The sequence below is a fragment of the Flavobacterium sp. ASV13 genome, from assembly GCF_000745775.1.
Lineage (GTDB): Bacteria > Bacteroidota > Bacteroidia > Flavobacteriales > Flavobacteriaceae > Flavobacterium.
Genome location: NZ_JQJY01000009.1, coordinates 194464 through 210479 on the forward strand (window position 1 = coordinate 194464; position 16016 = coordinate 210479).

At 33.7% G+C, this 16016-nt stretch carries 12 protein-coding genes; 4 read left to right on the top strand and 8 right to left on the bottom strand.

Annotation, left to right across the window (positions count from 1 at the left end):
* The first annotated feature begins 24 nt into the window (after positions 1 to 24).
* Positions 25 to 1134 carry a hypothetical protein gene (locus GQ47_RS18970; RefSeq protein ID WP_035651789.1) on the top strand — a complete coding sequence of 370 codons (1110 nt, stop codon included), beginning with the start codon at positions 25 to 27 and terminating at the stop codon, positions 1132 to 1134.
* A 237-nt stretch (positions 1135 to 1371) separates the two neighbouring features.
* Here the strand turns inward: GQ47_RS18970 and GQ47_RS18975 are convergent, their stop codons facing one another.
* From GQ47_RS18975 to miaB, 8 genes are all read right to left on the bottom strand, one after another.
* A complete protein-coding gene (locus GQ47_RS18975; protein WP_035651791.1) occupies positions 1372 to 2577 on the bottom strand; it encodes an alkaline phosphatase family protein in 1206 nt (401 codons plus the stop codon).
* Positions 2578 to 2889: 312 nt separating this feature from the next.
* Complete coding sequence (gene groL / locus GQ47_RS18980; RefSeq protein WP_035651793.1) at positions 2890 to 4518, bottom strand: chaperonin GroEL; 1629 nt, start codon at positions 4516 to 4518, stop codon at positions 2890 to 2892.
* Positions 4519 to 4592: 74 nt separating this feature from the next.
* On the bottom strand, positions 4593 to 4868 hold the full coding sequence (gene groES / locus GQ47_RS18985; protein ID WP_012023920.1) for a co-chaperone GroES: 276 nt from the start codon (positions 4866 to 4868) through the stop codon (positions 4593 to 4595).
* Between the two features lie 142 nt (positions 4869 to 5010).
* Positions 5011 to 5346, bottom strand: coding sequence for a preprotein translocase subunit SecG (gene secG / locus GQ47_RS18990; RefSeq protein WP_035651795.1), 336 nt, complete (start codon positions 5344 to 5346; stop codon positions 5011 to 5013).
* A 3-nt stretch (positions 5347 to 5349) separates the two neighbouring features.
* Positions 5350 to 6747, bottom strand: a complete 1398-nt coding sequence (locus GQ47_RS18995) for a tetratricopeptide repeat protein (protein ID WP_035651798.1) — start codon at positions 6745 to 6747, stop codon at positions 5350 to 5352.
* 93 nt (positions 6748 to 6840) lie between these two features.
* Positions 6841 to 7359, bottom strand: coding sequence for an LptE family protein (locus GQ47_RS19000; RefSeq protein ID WP_035651799.1), 519 nt, complete (start codon positions 7357 to 7359; stop codon positions 6841 to 6843).
* Positions 7360 to 7462: 103 nt separating this feature from the next.
* On the bottom strand, positions 7463 to 8719 hold the full coding sequence (locus GQ47_RS19005) for a sigma-54 interaction domain-containing protein (protein WP_035651801.1): 1257 nt from the start codon (positions 8717 to 8719) through the stop codon (positions 7463 to 7465).
* A gap of 146 nt (positions 8720 to 8865) precedes the next feature.
* Complete coding sequence (gene miaB / locus GQ47_RS19010; protein WP_035651803.1) at positions 8866 to 10311, bottom strand: tRNA (N6-isopentenyl adenosine(37)-C2)-methylthiotransferase MiaB; 1446 nt, start codon at positions 10309 to 10311, stop codon at positions 8866 to 8868.
* Between the two features lie 326 nt (positions 10312 to 10637).
* Between miaB and topA the strand changes: the two genes are divergently transcribed.
* The 3 genes from topA to gldK all read left to right on the top strand — a co-directional run bounded on the left by topA (position 10638) and on the right by gldK (position 15986).
* Positions 10638 to 13154 (top strand): type I DNA topoisomerase, encoded by a 2517-nt coding sequence (topA, locus tag GQ47_RS19015; RefSeq protein ID WP_035651805.1) that lies wholly within the window; start codon positions 10638 to 10640, stop codon positions 13152 to 13154.
* 14 nt (positions 13155 to 13168) lie between these two features.
* Entirely contained in the window at positions 13169 to 14320 is a 1152-nt protein-coding gene (locus tag GQ47_RS19020; protein ID WP_035651807.1) for a formimidoylglutamase, read from the top strand.
* A 262-nt stretch (positions 14321 to 14582) separates the two neighbouring features.
* Positions 14583 to 15986 (top strand): T9SS ring complex lipoprotein PorK/GldK, encoded by a 1404-nt coding sequence (gene gldK, locus GQ47_RS19025; protein ID WP_035651809.1) that lies wholly within the window; start codon positions 14583 to 14585, stop codon positions 15984 to 15986.
* Positions 15987 to 16016 lie beyond the last annotated feature (30 nt).

Here is a 16016-nt window from a genome sequence, read left to right on the forward strand (position 1 = left end):
ATTACAAGTTTAGATACTTAAAATATGAAAGAAAATCCATTAGTCCTAAAAGCAGTACAATATATTAAAGCAGATTATAATGATTATGAAATTAGAAATTTTTTATTGGAAGAAGGAGCTGCAGAAGATGAAGTAGAAGATATTCTTGAGGAGGCAAGCGCAATTTTAAAGGAAGAACAAGTTCAAATAAATAGTAAGAAATATAAAGTTTTCTTTGTGTTATTTGTTGTGCTTTTTGTAACTAGCTTTTATTATTTTCTGTTTGTATTACCTGCTAAAATAGAGTCGGCTTCGATAATTTATCCTTTATTGGGTTCAATTCTAATATGTCTTTTCGGTATTCTTTCTTTTGTCTATTTTGGCACTTGGAATAAAGATACACTTCGAAAAATAGGGAGTGTTCATCTTAAATTTGATGTTCTCTTTTTTTTTATGATGCTCCCAGTCATTCTTATGTGTGCTTTTCTTAATTCGGTATTTGAGGATGCTGCGAATGATATATTAAAAAAGGATCATATAGAAGTTGTAGGAACTGTAATTTCAAACACGGTAACAAAAAAACTAGTAAGCGGGCGCATTACGAATATTAAAATTGCAGTTGAATTTAATACCCTTGAGGGAGAAAAAATAATTGCAGATAAAGAGGTTTCACCTTATGAGTTTAATCAAATCTATGAAGGGCAGGAGGTTAACGTAGTATACTCGAGAACTAATCCGCACAATATTGATGTTTTACTTTTTGATGATGCTATCAGGAAGTTTAAAAATAGCCTGGAAAGGGATATTATACTTCAGGATTTAACCAATTTAATTGGTCTTGAAAAAGAGCAGGTTGGGGTAGAATTAAATAAAATAATATATGGCTGGAAGTATGATAATAATAAGAAAGCATGGTTTAATGAAAGAAAAAATATAGGAGTTTCTGTTCATGAAAATAAAGTAAGTTATCTTTCCTTAAATGCTCAATATGCTAATTTCTTGCTAGAAAGGAATGGTTTTGTTGTTATAAATAAAAGTGAATCAGGTTTATTGTTTAAAAAAGGAAATTTAACAGCGAGTCTTCAATTACTTAGTACAGGAAATAATGAGGAGGAGCCTTTTTCTGTACTTATTATAGAAAGAATAAAGAGTTAGTTGAGCTTCAAAAATACTATATATAATACGGCAAAACTTAAAGATAGAGAATGAAAAGAAGCCGTTTTATTTTAAATTTGAAAAAAAATGGATTTTTTGAAGAGGAAAAATTAATAATAAAGAGAATGGGTTTAACTAAATTTAAAGTTTAGTTAAACCCATTGTTTTGTTTTTGATATTTAACTTCGGTTAAAGTAAAAGGTAAGCCCTAATTTTTTTAATTTGTGATGAAAAGTTTTAATTGTCTTTCAGCATATTTTCAACTTCACTGAATTTGCCATCTATGGCTTCAAATTTTAATCCTAAAATATGAGCTATTAAAGGATAAACCGAAACATTTTGAAATGTTTTTACTTTTTTGCCAACTTTAAAAGCTGGACCTTTCGCATAAAAAATAGCATGCATATCTTTTTCATTGTTGTCATAACCATGTGTGCCACCTTTTATGTTTTGAGACTCTTTGCTAACCAAACTCCATCCTTTATCAGCTTCAATAACAAAATCATGTACGCGAGGATTGGTTCCGTAATGTAGTCTTTTTGGAACTTCAATTGATTTCCAAAAATGAATATGAGGGACTTTTTTTAAAGCATTTGCAATCGAATCCTGAAATCCAGCTTTTGCCTGCAAACTCATAATTGGGTTAATTACATCTTTATAACCTAGCCACTCTGGTTTTAAATAATCTAGGACCGCAACTTTTTTATCATTGCTTATATCGGCCATTCCATGGTCAGAAACAATAATCAAATTGATTTGTTTTCCGATTGGCAATTGATCTAGTTTTCGGGATATTTCTCCCATAATTGAATCCATTTTAATGACCATTTTTTTATTTTCTGGTGAAAGTGGACCAAAATTATGTCCGGTATGATCTGGTTCGTCAAAATATAAAGTAATCAAATGTGGACGCTGCTTTTCTGGAAGCTGTAACCATTTCATAACAGTATCGATTCTAGCTTCGTACGGAATTTTATTATCGTATTTTTTGTAAATACTTGGATTTCTATTATCAATATCAGAACCAGGCCAAAAGAAAGAAGCCGTTTTTACACCTTGTTGCTCCGCTAAATTCCAAATCGGATTTCCGCCATAAAATCTTGAATCATTTTTTGCATCAGATGATAATGAAAATGATTCATTCAAAGCTGAATCATAAAAAACATTATTAATAATTCCGTGATGATCTGGATAAAGGCCTGTAACGATAGAATAATGATTCGGGAAAGTTTTGCTCGGATAAGATGGTTTCATGGATTTTGCATGAACGCCTTCTTTTTCAATTTGCTTCAGATTTGGAAGATTGAATTGTTTTTGATAATCCCAGCGAAATCCATCCATTGAAACTAAAACGATGTAAGTATCTTTATTGGTTTGGGCTTGTGAAAAAGTAGTAAGAAGTAAGAATGTAAAAGATAGAAGCTGAGTTGTGAATTTTCTCATTTTGCAATTTTAAATAGAACTGCAAAGGTAGAGATAACAGATTTTTTAAAGAAAAAGAGAATGTTAAATAAAGGTGATAGCCACGAATTCACGAATTTTATTTTTCTAATCTTTATGGGAATTTTTTAGCCTCAGATTACACAAATTAAAAGGATTTTAATCTCTGACATAATTCTTTCACATAAAGCATTCGTTTAATTAATGATAATGATTCTCAAAGGCAAAGATTTGAAAAAATAAAATTCGTGAATTCGTGGCGAACAAAAAACGCCAGACATTAATCTGGCGTTTTAAGTTTTAAGAAAAGAACGATTACATCATTCCTGGCATTCCGCCACCCATTGGCATTCCGCCAGCGCTTTCTTCTTTAATATCAATTAATGCACATTCTGTAGTTAGGATCATTCCAGAAACAGATGCAGCATTTTCTAATGCAACACGAGTAACTTTTTTAGGATCAATAATTCCAGCTTTAAGCATATCTACATATTCGTCAGTTTTTGCATTGTATCCAAAATCTCCTGAACCTTCAGCAACTTTAGCTACAACAACAGAACCTTCAAGACCTGCATTTTCAACGATAGTTCTTAATGGAGCTTCAACAGCGCGAGAAACGATTTGAATTCCTGTTGCTTCGTCAGCATTATCTGCTTTTAAGTCAGCCAAAGCAAGTTTAGCTCTTAATAAAGCAACACCACCACCAGCAACGATTCCTTCTTCTACAGCTGCACGAGTTGCGTGTAAAGCATCATCAACTCTGTCTTTTTTCTCTTTCATTTCAACTTCAGAAGCTGCACCAACATAAAGAACTGCAACACCACCAGCTAATTTAGCCAAACGCTCTTGCAATTTTTCTTTATCATAATCAGATGTAGTAGTTTCCATCTGACCTTTAATTTGGTTTACTCTGTTTTTGATGATGTCAGCTTCACCGGCACCGCTTACGATAGTTGTATTGTCTTTATCGATAGAAACTCTTTTTGCGTTTCCTAACATTTCGATAGTTGTATTTTCAAGAGTATAACCTCTTTCTTCGGAAATTACAGTTCCGCCAGTTAAGATTGCGATATCTTCTAACATTGCTTTTCTTCTGTCACCAAAACCTGGCGCTTTTACAGCAGCAATTTTAAGAGCACCTCTTAATTTGTTTACTACTAAAGTAGAAAGAGCTTCTCCATCAACATCTTCAGCAATAATCAATAATGGTTTTCCTGATTGAGCAACCGGCTCTAAAACTGGAAGTAATTCTTTTAAAGAAGATACTTTTTTGTCGTATAATAAGATGTACGGAGAGTCTAATTCAACTTCCATTTTCTCTGGATTTGTTACGAAGTAAGGAGAAAGATATCCTCTGTCAAACTGCATTCCTTCAACAACGTCAACGAAAGTGTCAGTTCCTTTAGCTTCTTCAACTGTAATTACTCCTTCTTTTCCAACTTTAGCGAAAGCTGTAGCGATTAATTCACCAATAACTTCGTCGTTGTTAGCAGAGATAGAAGCAATTTGCTGAATTTTATCAGAATCGCTTCCAACAACTTTAGCTTGTTTTGCCAAGTCAGCAACGATAGTTTCAACCGCTTTGTCGATACCACGTTTCAAGTCCATTGGGTTTGCACCCGCAGCAACGTTTTTAAGACCTTCTTTTACGATAGCCTGAGCTAAAACGGTAGCAGTTGTAGTTCCGTCTCCAGCTAAATCATTGGTTTTAGAAGCAACTTCTTTTACCATTTGTGCACCCATATTTTCTAATGGGTCTTTTAATTCGATTTCTTTTGCAACAGAAACACCATCTTTAGTAACAGTTGGTCCACCAAATGATTTTCCGATAATTACGTTACGACCTTTTGGTCCAAGCGTTACTTTTACAGCATTTGCTAATGCATCAACACCACGTTTTAATCCGTCACGTGCTTCAATATCAAATTTTATATCTTTTGCCATTTTAATTTTGTTTAAAGTTTGAGTTGTTTCAAGTTAAATGAAGTTCTTAATGCTCCGTACTTAATACAATATTTTTAGATAATCGCTAAAATATCGTCCTCACGCATGATTAGATAATCAGTTCCTTCTAATTTTAGTTCAGTTCCTGCATATTTGCCATAAAGAACAGTATCGCCAACTTTTACAGTCATAGTATGATCTTTAGATCCGTTTCCAACTGCAACTACAGTTCCTTTTTGTGGTTTTTCTTTGGCAGTGTCTGGAATAAAAATACCTGAGGCAGTTTTAGTTTCAGCTGCAACAGGTTCAATAAGTACGCGGTCTGAAAGGGGTTTAATGTTTAATGCCATGATTTTTTATTATTATTAGTTATACGTTTTTTAATGTTCAAGAAACTTTCAGAAATTATGCCACGCTCAGTAAACTGACATTTTTTCTTAAAAAAAATGCCAGCTTTGACAGGCTGGCATTTGATTTTATATCGAGCTTTAATTATTTTGCTGGTGCTGCAGGTGCAGGAGTTCCTTGAGCAGGAGCTGCTGGTGTAGTTGCAGGAGCTTCAGTTTTTTCAATAATTTTAGATCCTGTGTCGTTTAATGATCCTGTAAAGCTTAAGCTTGAAAGTAAAATTAAAACAATCAAAACAGTAGCTAATGTCCAAGTACTTTTATCTAAAAAGTCAGTTGTTTTTTGTACACCGCCTAACATTTGTGTTCCGCTGATAGTAGAAGATAATCCGCCTCCTTTAGGGTTTTGTACCATAATTACGACGATCAATAGAAAACAAACTATTGTGATTAAAACTAAAAAAATTGAAAATGTGCTCATTACTTAATTATTGTTATTGTTATTTTGTTGTAAAATCTTTATATCCGATATGCGGTCTGCAAAGAAAGTAATTTTTTCTGGATATTTCAAAATTAATATTTCATATGCTTGAATTGCTTTTGTATATTTTTTTTGTTCCAAATATACTCGGGCTAAAGTCTCTGTCATTAGATAAGAACTCTCGTCTTTATTGATGTCGAGTTGAGCCGCTGCTGTTATTGCAGTTTGCTTTATTGGAGAAATTTTTGGGTTTGCTTCAATAAAACGATCAATTATTTCGGCTTTTTTCTTTTTTTCGTCTTCTACTTTTTCTTCTTCTGCGACTGCTCCTAGTGTTTGTTCTGCTTTTTCAATCGCATTTTCTGTTAGATTTTCTTCCATTGGCGCGTCTATGGTTCTGTCAATAGGTTCTGTTCTAGCTAATTGAAGCCATTCCTGAAATGAATGTTTTTCATTTCCTGAAAAATCCAGTGGTTTTCCGATTTCTAAATTCTCTTCTGCAGTTTTTACTGCTTCAGAAATTTCAATTTTTATTGGATCTGGAAGTGTTTCGGTTTCTTCAGCTTCGATTACCGTTTCTGGTATTTCGATTTTTTCTGGTTCTGTAATAGTTATTGTCTCTTCAGGAATCAATATTGTTTCTGGAATTTCAACTGCTTCAGGATTTTCTGAAGTTGTAGTTTCTTCCGTAGTAATTATTGTTTCCGGAATTTCAATCGAAACGGATTCTTCCGGTGTTTTAACTTCTTCAAAAATTACATTCTCTGCTTCTTTAATAGCATTGAATACTGATTTTTCAATCGGATCAATATGTATATTCGGAATTTCATCTTCTAATCTGTCTTCCAGAAAAGTTCGGCTTGGTTCCTTAATAATAGGTGTTTCTTCTTTAACAGAAAGTTCAACTGTTGGTTCTTGGAATTCAGATTGAATTATTTCTTCTTCAAAAACAGGTTCAATTGGTTTTTCTTCCGTTTTTTTTGATTCTTCAAAAGTTACAGTTGTTGCTTCTTTAATAGAATCCAAAATAGATTTTTCAATAGGATCTATTCGAACTTCAGCAAGTTTCTTTTTTTCTTCGGCCGAGATAATTTCAACATCAAAAACTGTAATATTCAAAAGATCTCTCAGTTTTCTATTGTAATACGCGCCCTGAATAGGAGTAAATTCTTCTGAAGTAATAAAATCAAATAAAACCGAACGATCGGTAGTATGTGCGGCCGTTACTTTTAGAGCATAATTATACTTAAAGCTGTTTTGTTTGTAAAGACCTTTTAATCGCAATGCGCGTGCACTTTGAAAATACGGAAATTCATTCAAAACACTTCCTAATGTTTCGGCCTGTTTTTCTGTAACGGTATCAGGTTTATTTATTAGGTATGTATAATCGGTTACGTTCATTTTTATTGTTTAATCGTTTTTTATTGTTTAATCGTTTATTCGTTTAACTGTTAAATCGATTAAACGGTTAAACGATTCAACAAATAAACATTACTACCATTTGGCCAATGACTCATTGAAAATATCTTGAGTGATTCTTTCAAAAATAGTCTGAATTGCATTGTTTAAAACAGTTCCTGTTGGCAAATCTGTTCCTGCAAAGTCATTATAAAATTCGAATTGTTTCTCGAAATCATCCTTTTCGTTTTTCTTGTTTGTAAAACGAACATTTACACGAATTGTTAAACGGTTTTGTGCAGCTCCTACGCTACCATCTGCTGCAACAGCTGTTGCTGTCATCGGACTTATTCTGTAATCTACAATTTCTCCTTCATATACTAAATCTCCACTGTTGCTTACTAAATTCAGGTTGGTTTGATTCATAATCAAATCCTGTAATGCCAATGTAAATTGTCTATCGATTCCAGGCTCAATTAAGTCTGCATTATTTTGGAAAAAGTTAACCTGAAATGTTTTGGCATCAATAGTTCCAGTTCCTGTAAAGTTGTAAACATTGCATCCGCTTAATAAAAACAAGCTTAATAAGGCAAATAAAGAATATATTTTTTTCATAATGATTATTAGAAAAGTCCAATGTTATAAATTCCAAATTCCAATTGTGTCCAAATATAGGTAATTGGGATTTGGATTTTTAAAAATTGGAATTTAATTATTTTTATAGATCGAATTGTTTGATTTTTCGATATAATGTTCTTTCAGAAATCCCCAATTCATCGGCAGCAGCTTTACGTTTTCCTTTGTTTTTTTCTAATGATTTCTTGATCATTTCGATTTCCTTTTGTTCTAAACGTAAAATTTCTTCCTCTTCAATGGTTTCGGCAAATAAATAATTATCATCCTGCATTTGGTAATTATCCTCACGGCTTGCAGGCGTCATAACTGCTGTTCGTGGTTCTTCTTCAAAATCAATTTCGCTGTCGTTTTCTTGATTCCCGTATATTTTCTGAATTAAATTTGGGTTGATATCCTGTACTTTTGAAGAACCATTTTTCATTAGTTCCAATGTCAGTTTTTTTAAATCATTAAGATCGCTTTTCATATCAAAAAGCACCTTATATAATATGTCTCGTTCTGTACTGAAATCACTTTCTTTTTTACTGTCGCTAATTACAGAAGGCAAGTTGCTTCCTTCAGCAGGTAAATAAGATTGCAAAGTTGCGAGACTAATATCACGATTAGTTTCTAAAACCGAAATTTGTTCTGCCACATTTCGGAGCTGGCGAATATTTCCGCTCCATCTGAATTTTTGCAAAAGCTGAACCGCATCGTCATCTAGTCTTAAAGGCGGCATTTTGTATTTATGAGCGAAATCGGCAACAAATTTTCTGAATAATAAATGAATGTCGTCATTTCGTTCACGCAAAGGGGGTAATGTAATTTCTACCGTTGTTAAACGATAATACAAATCCTCACGGAATTTTCCTTTTTCGATTGCATTAAATAAATTCACGTTTGTTGCAGCAACAATTCTCACATTCGTTTTTTGAACCTGAGATGAACCAACTTTTATGAATTCGCCATTTTCCAAAACACGAAGTAATCTTACCTGAGTTGTTAATGGCAATTCACCAACTTCATCAAGGAAAATTGTTCCGCCGTCTGCCACTTCAAAATAACCTTCACGCGTACTTGTAGCACCTGTAAAAGCTCCTTTTTCGTGGCCAAAAAGTTCACTGTCAATAGTTCCTTCCGGAATTGCACCACAGTTTACGGCAATATATTTTCCATGCTTTCTGTGCGAAAGCGAATGTATAATTCTAGGAATGTTTTCTTTACCAACACCACTTTCCCCAGTTACCATAACCGAAATATCAGTTGGAGCAACCTGAATGGCTTTTTCGATAGCACGATTTAATTTCGGATCATTTCCAATAATCTCAAATCGTTGTTTTATTGCTTGAACTGTTTCCATATCGATTTTGTTTCAAGTTTTTAATTGTTTCAGGTTTCAGGTTTTTCAACTTTGACCCTAAACTTTAAAATTTGGCTTATAATTTTGTTTCAAGTTTGAAGTTACAGAAATAACCTGAAACTTGAAACCTGAAACTTCAAACAATTTTAATTCATTTCACTCAAGCCAACTGCTTCACCTTTTAAGGTTCCTGAAGTACAGCTTGTGATTTTTACATTTACGAAATCTCCAATTTTGTAATTCTCTTTCGGGAAAACTACCGTTATACTTTGAGAGTTTCTTCCTGAAAATTCGTCTTTAGATTTTTTAGAAACTTTTTCGACTAAAACTTCAACTGTTTTTCCAACGAATTCTTCGCTTCTAAACCAAGCGTGTTTTTGTTGTAAATCGACAATTTCCTGCAATCTTCTTGCTTTGGTTTCTTCTTCAACATCATCTTTCATTTTTCTTCCGGCCAAAGTCCCAGGACGTTCAGAATACGAATACATATAACCGAAATTATATTTCACATATTCCATTAAACTCATAGTGTCTTGGTGATCTTCTTCAGTTTCTGTTGGAAAACCGGCAATCATATCTTGCGAAATCGAAGCGTCCGGAACAATTGCTCTGATTTTATCAATCAAAGCCATATATTCTTCACGAGAATGCAGACGATTCATTTCTTTCAAAATTCGGTTACTTCCAGATTGAACTGGCAAGTGAATGTGTTTACAGATATTTGGGTATTTGGCAATAACGTGTAGAATGCTTTCATGCATATCCTGCGGATTTGAAGTTGAGAATCTGATTCGCATTTTTGGAAAACCAACCGCAACCATTTCCAGCAATTGATCAAAATCGACAGCAGTTGCTTTTTGCATTTCAGAAGCGTTTACAAAATCTTTTTTCAATCCGCCGCCGTACCAAAGATAACTATCAACGTTTTGACCTAAAAGTGTAATTTCTTTAAAACCTTTCTCCCAAAGATCTTTGATTTCATTCATGATACTTTGAGGTTCACGACTACGCTCACGTCCGCGTGTAAAAGGAACAACGCAAAACGTACACATATTATCGCAACCACGAGTTATAGAAACCAAAGCCGTAATTCCGTTGCTCATTAAACGAACTGGTGAAATGTCTCCGTAAGTTTCTTCTTTCGATAAAATTACATTGATGGCGTCGCGTCCTTCTTCAACTTCTGCTAATAAATTAGGAAGATCTTTATAAGCATCAGGGCCAACAACAAGGTCGACTATTTTTTCTTCTTCCAAAAACTGACTTTTCAAACGCTCAGCCATACAGCCCAAAACGCCTACTTTCATTTTCGGATTCGTACGTTTTACAGCGTTGTATTTTTCTAGACGTTTACGAATAGTTTGTTCGGCCTTATCTCTAATTGAACAAGTATTTACCAAAACCAAATCAGCTTCTTCTAAAACAGAAGTAGTGTTATATCCTCCGTCAGATAAAATGGAAGCTACGACTTCACTGTCCGAAAAATTCATCGCACATCCGTAGCTTTCTATAAATAGTTTTTTAGTATTCTCAGGTTTATTTTCTAAAACAAGACTTTCGCCCTGTTTGCTTTCTTCAATAATCTTTTCCATTGTAAAAATTCAAAGTGCAAAGATAGGTTAATTGAGATTAATATGACAAGATGGCAGGGAAAGAATTAACAAATTTAATTTATAGATTTTAGAGTGTGGATTTGGATTCTGATTTCATTTTGATCTAAAATCCTGAATAAGAAATCTAAAATGAAAAGCACATTTCTCGGTCATAATCATTTAAAATTTATACCTATATATATAATAGGTAGGATTACAGATAAATCTGCAATTTTGAGAAACATAATATTAAAATAACTCAAAAATGCACTGATAAGGTTAATATTTAAAAAAAATAGATACTTTTGTTGCAGAAAATAAGAGCAATGGCAAAGAATTTAGTTATAGTGGAGTCACCTGCAAAGGCGAAAACGATCGAGAAATTTCTCGGAAGCGATTTTCAGGTGGAGTCAAGTTATGGTCACATAGCCGACTTACCATCAAAGGAAATAGGAGTAGATGTAGAGAATGGTTTTAAACCTAAATATGAAGTTTCTCCGGATAAAAAAGCCTTGGTAAGTAAACTTAAAACACTATCTAAGAATGCCGAAACGGTTTGGTTAGCATCCGATGAGGACCGCGAGGGAGAAGCTATTTCATGGCACTTGGCGGAAGAATTAAAACTGGATACAAAAAAGACTAAACGAATTGTTTTTCATGAGATTACAAAATCTGCGATACTTAAAGCAATTGAAAATCCTAGAGAAATTGATTATAATTTAGTAAACGCACAACAGGCACGTCGTGTTCTGGATCGTTTAGTAGGTTACGAATTATCTCCGGTTTTATGGAGAAAAATCAAAGGAGGACTTTCTGCCGGACGTGTACAATCTGTTTCTGTGCGTTTGATTGTAGAAAGAGAGCGCGAAATTCAAAGCTTTAATGCAGTTGCAACTTACTCAATTGTTGCAGAATTTGTAAACGAAGCTGGAAAAGTTTTCAAAGCAAAACTTCCAAAAAACTTTAATACTAAAAAAGAAGCCGAAGATTTTTTAAATAAAAACATCGGTTCTAAATATAAGGTAGCAGATTTAGAAACTAAACCTACCAAAAAATCACCAACAGCACCTTTTACAACATCTACGTTGCAACAGGAAGCAGCAAGAAAATTATACTTGCCAGTTGGAATCACAATGCAGTTAGCACAGCGTTTATACGAAGCCGGACTTATTACTTATATGAGAACGGATTCGGTGAATCTTTCAAAAGATGCAATGGATGCCGCTGAAGCTGAAATCATAAAATCTTACGGAAAAGAATTCTCAAAACCGAGAACTTTTGCAAATAAAAGTAAAGGAGCACAAGAAGCGCACGAAGCAATTCGTCCTACTGATATGTCACGCCATAGCGTAAATATCGATCGTGATCAGGCTCGTTTGTATGATTTGATCTGGAAAAGAACTTTAGCTTCGCAAATGAGCGACGCGCAGCTTGAAAGAACAAACGTAAAAATTGAAGCAGATAACCACAATGAAGTTTTTACAGCTTCTGGAGAAGTTTTACTTTTTGAAGGTTTCTTAAAAGTTTACCTGGAAGGACATGATGATGATGAGGAAGAACAAGAAGGAATGCTTCCTGCTTTAAAAGTAAACGAAAAATTGGCTAATAACTATATTACAGCCACAGAACGATATTCAAGACCGCCTGCAAGATACACTGAAGCTTCTTTAGTTAAAAAACTTGAGGAACTTGGAATTGGACGTCCTTCTACTTATGCACCAACCATTTCAACAATTATTAACAGAAATTATGTTGAAAAAGGAACGTTGGAAGGTCAGGAACGTAATTATACACAGCTTACTTTGCAAAACAGTAAAGTAGGAGAGAAGGTTTTAAAAGAAAATACAGGTTCTGATAAAGGAAAATTAGTTCCAACAGATATCGGAACTATTGTTACTGATTTCTTGGTTAAAAACTTCGGAAATATTTTAGATTACAATTTTACTGCAAAAGTAGAGCAGGATTTCGACGAAATTGCCGAAGGAAATATTGACTGGGCAAAAATGATGCAGGATTTCTACAATCAGTTTCACCCAAATGTAAAAGAAGTTGAGGCAAATGCGGAACGAGAAAGCGGTGAAAGAATTCTTGGTAAAGATGCAGACGGAAGACAAGTTTCTGTTCGTTTAGGAAAATTTGGACCGATGGCTCAAATTGGAGAAGCAGATGACGAAGATAAAAAGTTTGCCAGCTTAATGGCGGATCAAAATATTGGAAACATTACTCTTGAAGAAGCTTTAAATTTATTTTTGCTTCCTAAAAGTTTAGGTGAATATAAAGGAGAAGAAGTTGAAGTAAGTAATGGTCGTTATGGTCCTTATGTACGTCACGGAAGTGTCTTTATTTCGTTGCCAAGAGGAGAGGATCCTTTAGGTGTTTCAAAAGAAAGAGCTCAGGAATTAATTGATGAGAAAGCACTAGCTGATGCACCAATTGCCGTATATAAAGGAGAAGCAGTTCAAAAAGGTGTGGGGCGTTTTGGTCCGTTTATCAAATGGAATGGTCTTTTTGTAAATGTGAGCAAAAAATACAATTTTGATAATTTATCTCAGGCTGATGTTGAGGAATTGATTGAAGATAAATTACAGAAGAACATTGATAAAGTGCTTCACAATTGGGAAGAAGAAGGAATTTTGGTTGAAAAAGCACGCTGGGGCCGATCTGTTATTACAAAAGGCAAAATCAAAATCGAACTAAGTAAAGATGTTGATGCAACAAAATTGACATTGACTCAGGTTCAGGAAATGATTGCAGCAAAAACTCCGGCTAAAAAAGCTCCGGCAAAAAAAATAACAACAGCAAAGAAAGCTCCGGCTAAAAAAGCAGCAGCTAAAAAGAAATAATTTAAGTACTATAAATGGAATTTGATTTTCTAGAACCAGTTAACGACGGAATTGTAAATTTTATCAATTCGTTGTCTTCTCAAGAATTGGGTAGTAAAATAGTTTTGCATACCCACGATCAATTTCCTGATTTAAGTAAAATAAATATTGCCATTATTGGTGTTTTAGAGGACAGACGAAACATTAATATGGTAAATGAAGTTAACCTGACTGCAATTCGGAAGAAGATTTATGGTATGTTTCCTGGTAATTGGGACGCATCTATTGCAGATCTAGGTGATATCCTAGCTGGAGACTCAGTTGATGATACTTATTTTGCACTTAAAAAAGTTGTAGCTTCTTTAATTAAAAATAAAATCATTCCTATAGTCCTAGGAGGTTCTCAGGATTTGACGTATGCTTTGTATCGCGCTTATGACGATTTGGAGCAAATGGTAAATTTGGTTTCGGTAGACAACCGATTTGATTTTGGTAAAGAAAATGAATCAGTTTCGGCTAATTCATATTTGACGAAAATCATTATAGATGAGCCAAATAACCTGTTTAATTATTGTAATATAGGATATCAAACCTATTACAATTCTCAGGAAGAAATTGATTTGATCGAAAAACTATTTTTTGATGCTTATAGATTAGGAGAAATTTCAACTAATATTGCATTGGCTGAACCTGTTTTCAGAGATGCAGATTTGGTTAGTATTGATTTGAGTTCTGTAAAGTCTTCAGAATCAGGAAATTTGGTTTCGTTTGAGCCAAATGGTTTTAATGGAAAAGAGATTTGTTCTTTAGCAAGATATTCAGGAATCAGTGATAAAGTTTCCGCATTCGGAATTTTTAATCATAATAGTACGGTGCATGAAGCTGTATTGATTGCACAAATAGTTTGGTATTTTATTGAGGGATATCACTATCGTTCAAAAGAATATCCATTTGGAAGCCGAACAAATTATTTGAAATATATTGTTCCTTTAGAAGAAGAGGAACTTATTTTTTACAAAAGTGATAAAACAGATCGTTGGTGGATCGAAATTCCATTTGTTTCAAATGGCAGCAATAAATTGAAAAGAAATACGTTATTACCGTGTTCATACGACGAATATTTATGCGCCTGCAATCAAGAATTGCCAGAAAGATGGTGGAAAGCACAGCGAAAAAATGCTTTGTAGAAGAAAATTTCAATTAAAATCTTAATTTTTTAAAATTTTAAAAAAATATTTAAGAAATATTAATAAGAAGTAGATTACATATTATAAAATTTGATGTTTTTGGTCGATTTTTTACGTTAGTTTATCGATGAAATATTTTTTTTTTATTTTATTTAACATTATTTTTGAACGGTAAAATAAAATTCGCAAGTAGTATTGTTTTTTAGATAAATAATAAATACGTTTACGGACTTTTAATAATGAATAGATAATCCAAATTTATATGAAGAAGTTTATTGCATTTGCAGCAATGTTAACACTAGTAATTGGCTGTGGTAAGTCAGGTGACAAAGGTGAATTAGTTGGTGTTACAGGAGGGAAATGGCATCCTGAAAAACCTTATGGAATGACTTTGGTTCCAGGCGGATCTTTTATTATGGGTAAATCTGATGCTGACTTAGCTAATGTGGAAGATGCTCCAACTAAAACGGTAACAGTTCGTTCGTTCTATATGGATGAAACTGAGATCACTAATAGCGAGTATCGTCAGTTTGTGGAGTGGGTAAAAGACTCTACAATGAGAGTTCGTTTAGCAATTTTGGCAGATGAAACTGGTCAAAAAGCTACAGGTGATGGTAAAGGTAAAAAAGGCGGCAGTATTGCTGATTATGCATTTAATGATTCTGAGCCAGATAAAATGACGGCTTATGATAAATATATGTATGATAACTACTATAGTGTAGGAACAAAAGATGATCCATATGCTGGTAGAAAATTAAACAAAAAAGTAAAGTTAATTAAAGATACAAAAGCTTATCCAGATGAGTATTACACTGAAGTAATGGATTCTATGTATTTGCCAATTGAAGAATCTTACAATGGTTTGAGAACAATTGATGTAAATAAATTGAAATTCCGTTATTCTTGGATGGATATTCAGGCTGCAGCAAAAGCTAAAGTAGGAAAAAGAAAAGATTTCGTTAAAACGGAGCAAGTAAGTGTTTATCCTGATACTACAGTTTGGATTAAAGATTTCGCTTATTCATATAATGAGCCAATGCATAATGATTACTTCTGGCATAAAGCTTACGGTGATTATCCTGTAGTAGGTGTTACTTGGAAACAAGCAAAAGCTTTCTGTGCTTGGAGAACTTTAAACAAAAACAGTTATATTAAATCTAAGAAAAAAGGACGTGACTTAGTAAATGCTTTCAGATTGCCAACAGAGGCTGAATGGGAGTATGCTGCAAGAGGAGGTCTGGAATCAGCAACTTACCCATGGGGAGGTCCTTACACTAAGAGTGATAGAGGTTGTTTCATGGCAAACTTCAAACCAAGCAGAGGAGATTATGCTGCTGATGAAGCATTGTACACAGTTGAAGCTAAGTCTTATGAGGTAAATGGTTATGGTTTATATAATATGGCAGGAAATGTTTCAGAATGGACGGATTCAGCTTACAACCCAAATGCATACGAATATGTTTCTACAATGAACCCAAATGTTATTGATGGAAACAATCAAAGAAAAGTAGTTCGTGGAGGATCTTGGAAAGATGTTGCTTACTTCCTACAGGTAAGTACTCGTGATCACGAATATGCTGATTCAGCTAGAAGTTATATTGGATTCAGAACTGTACAAGATTACATGGGAACTCAAGTAACTGGAAGCAGTAAAAAAAGAAAGTAAATTATAATTAAATTCAATAACCAACAAATC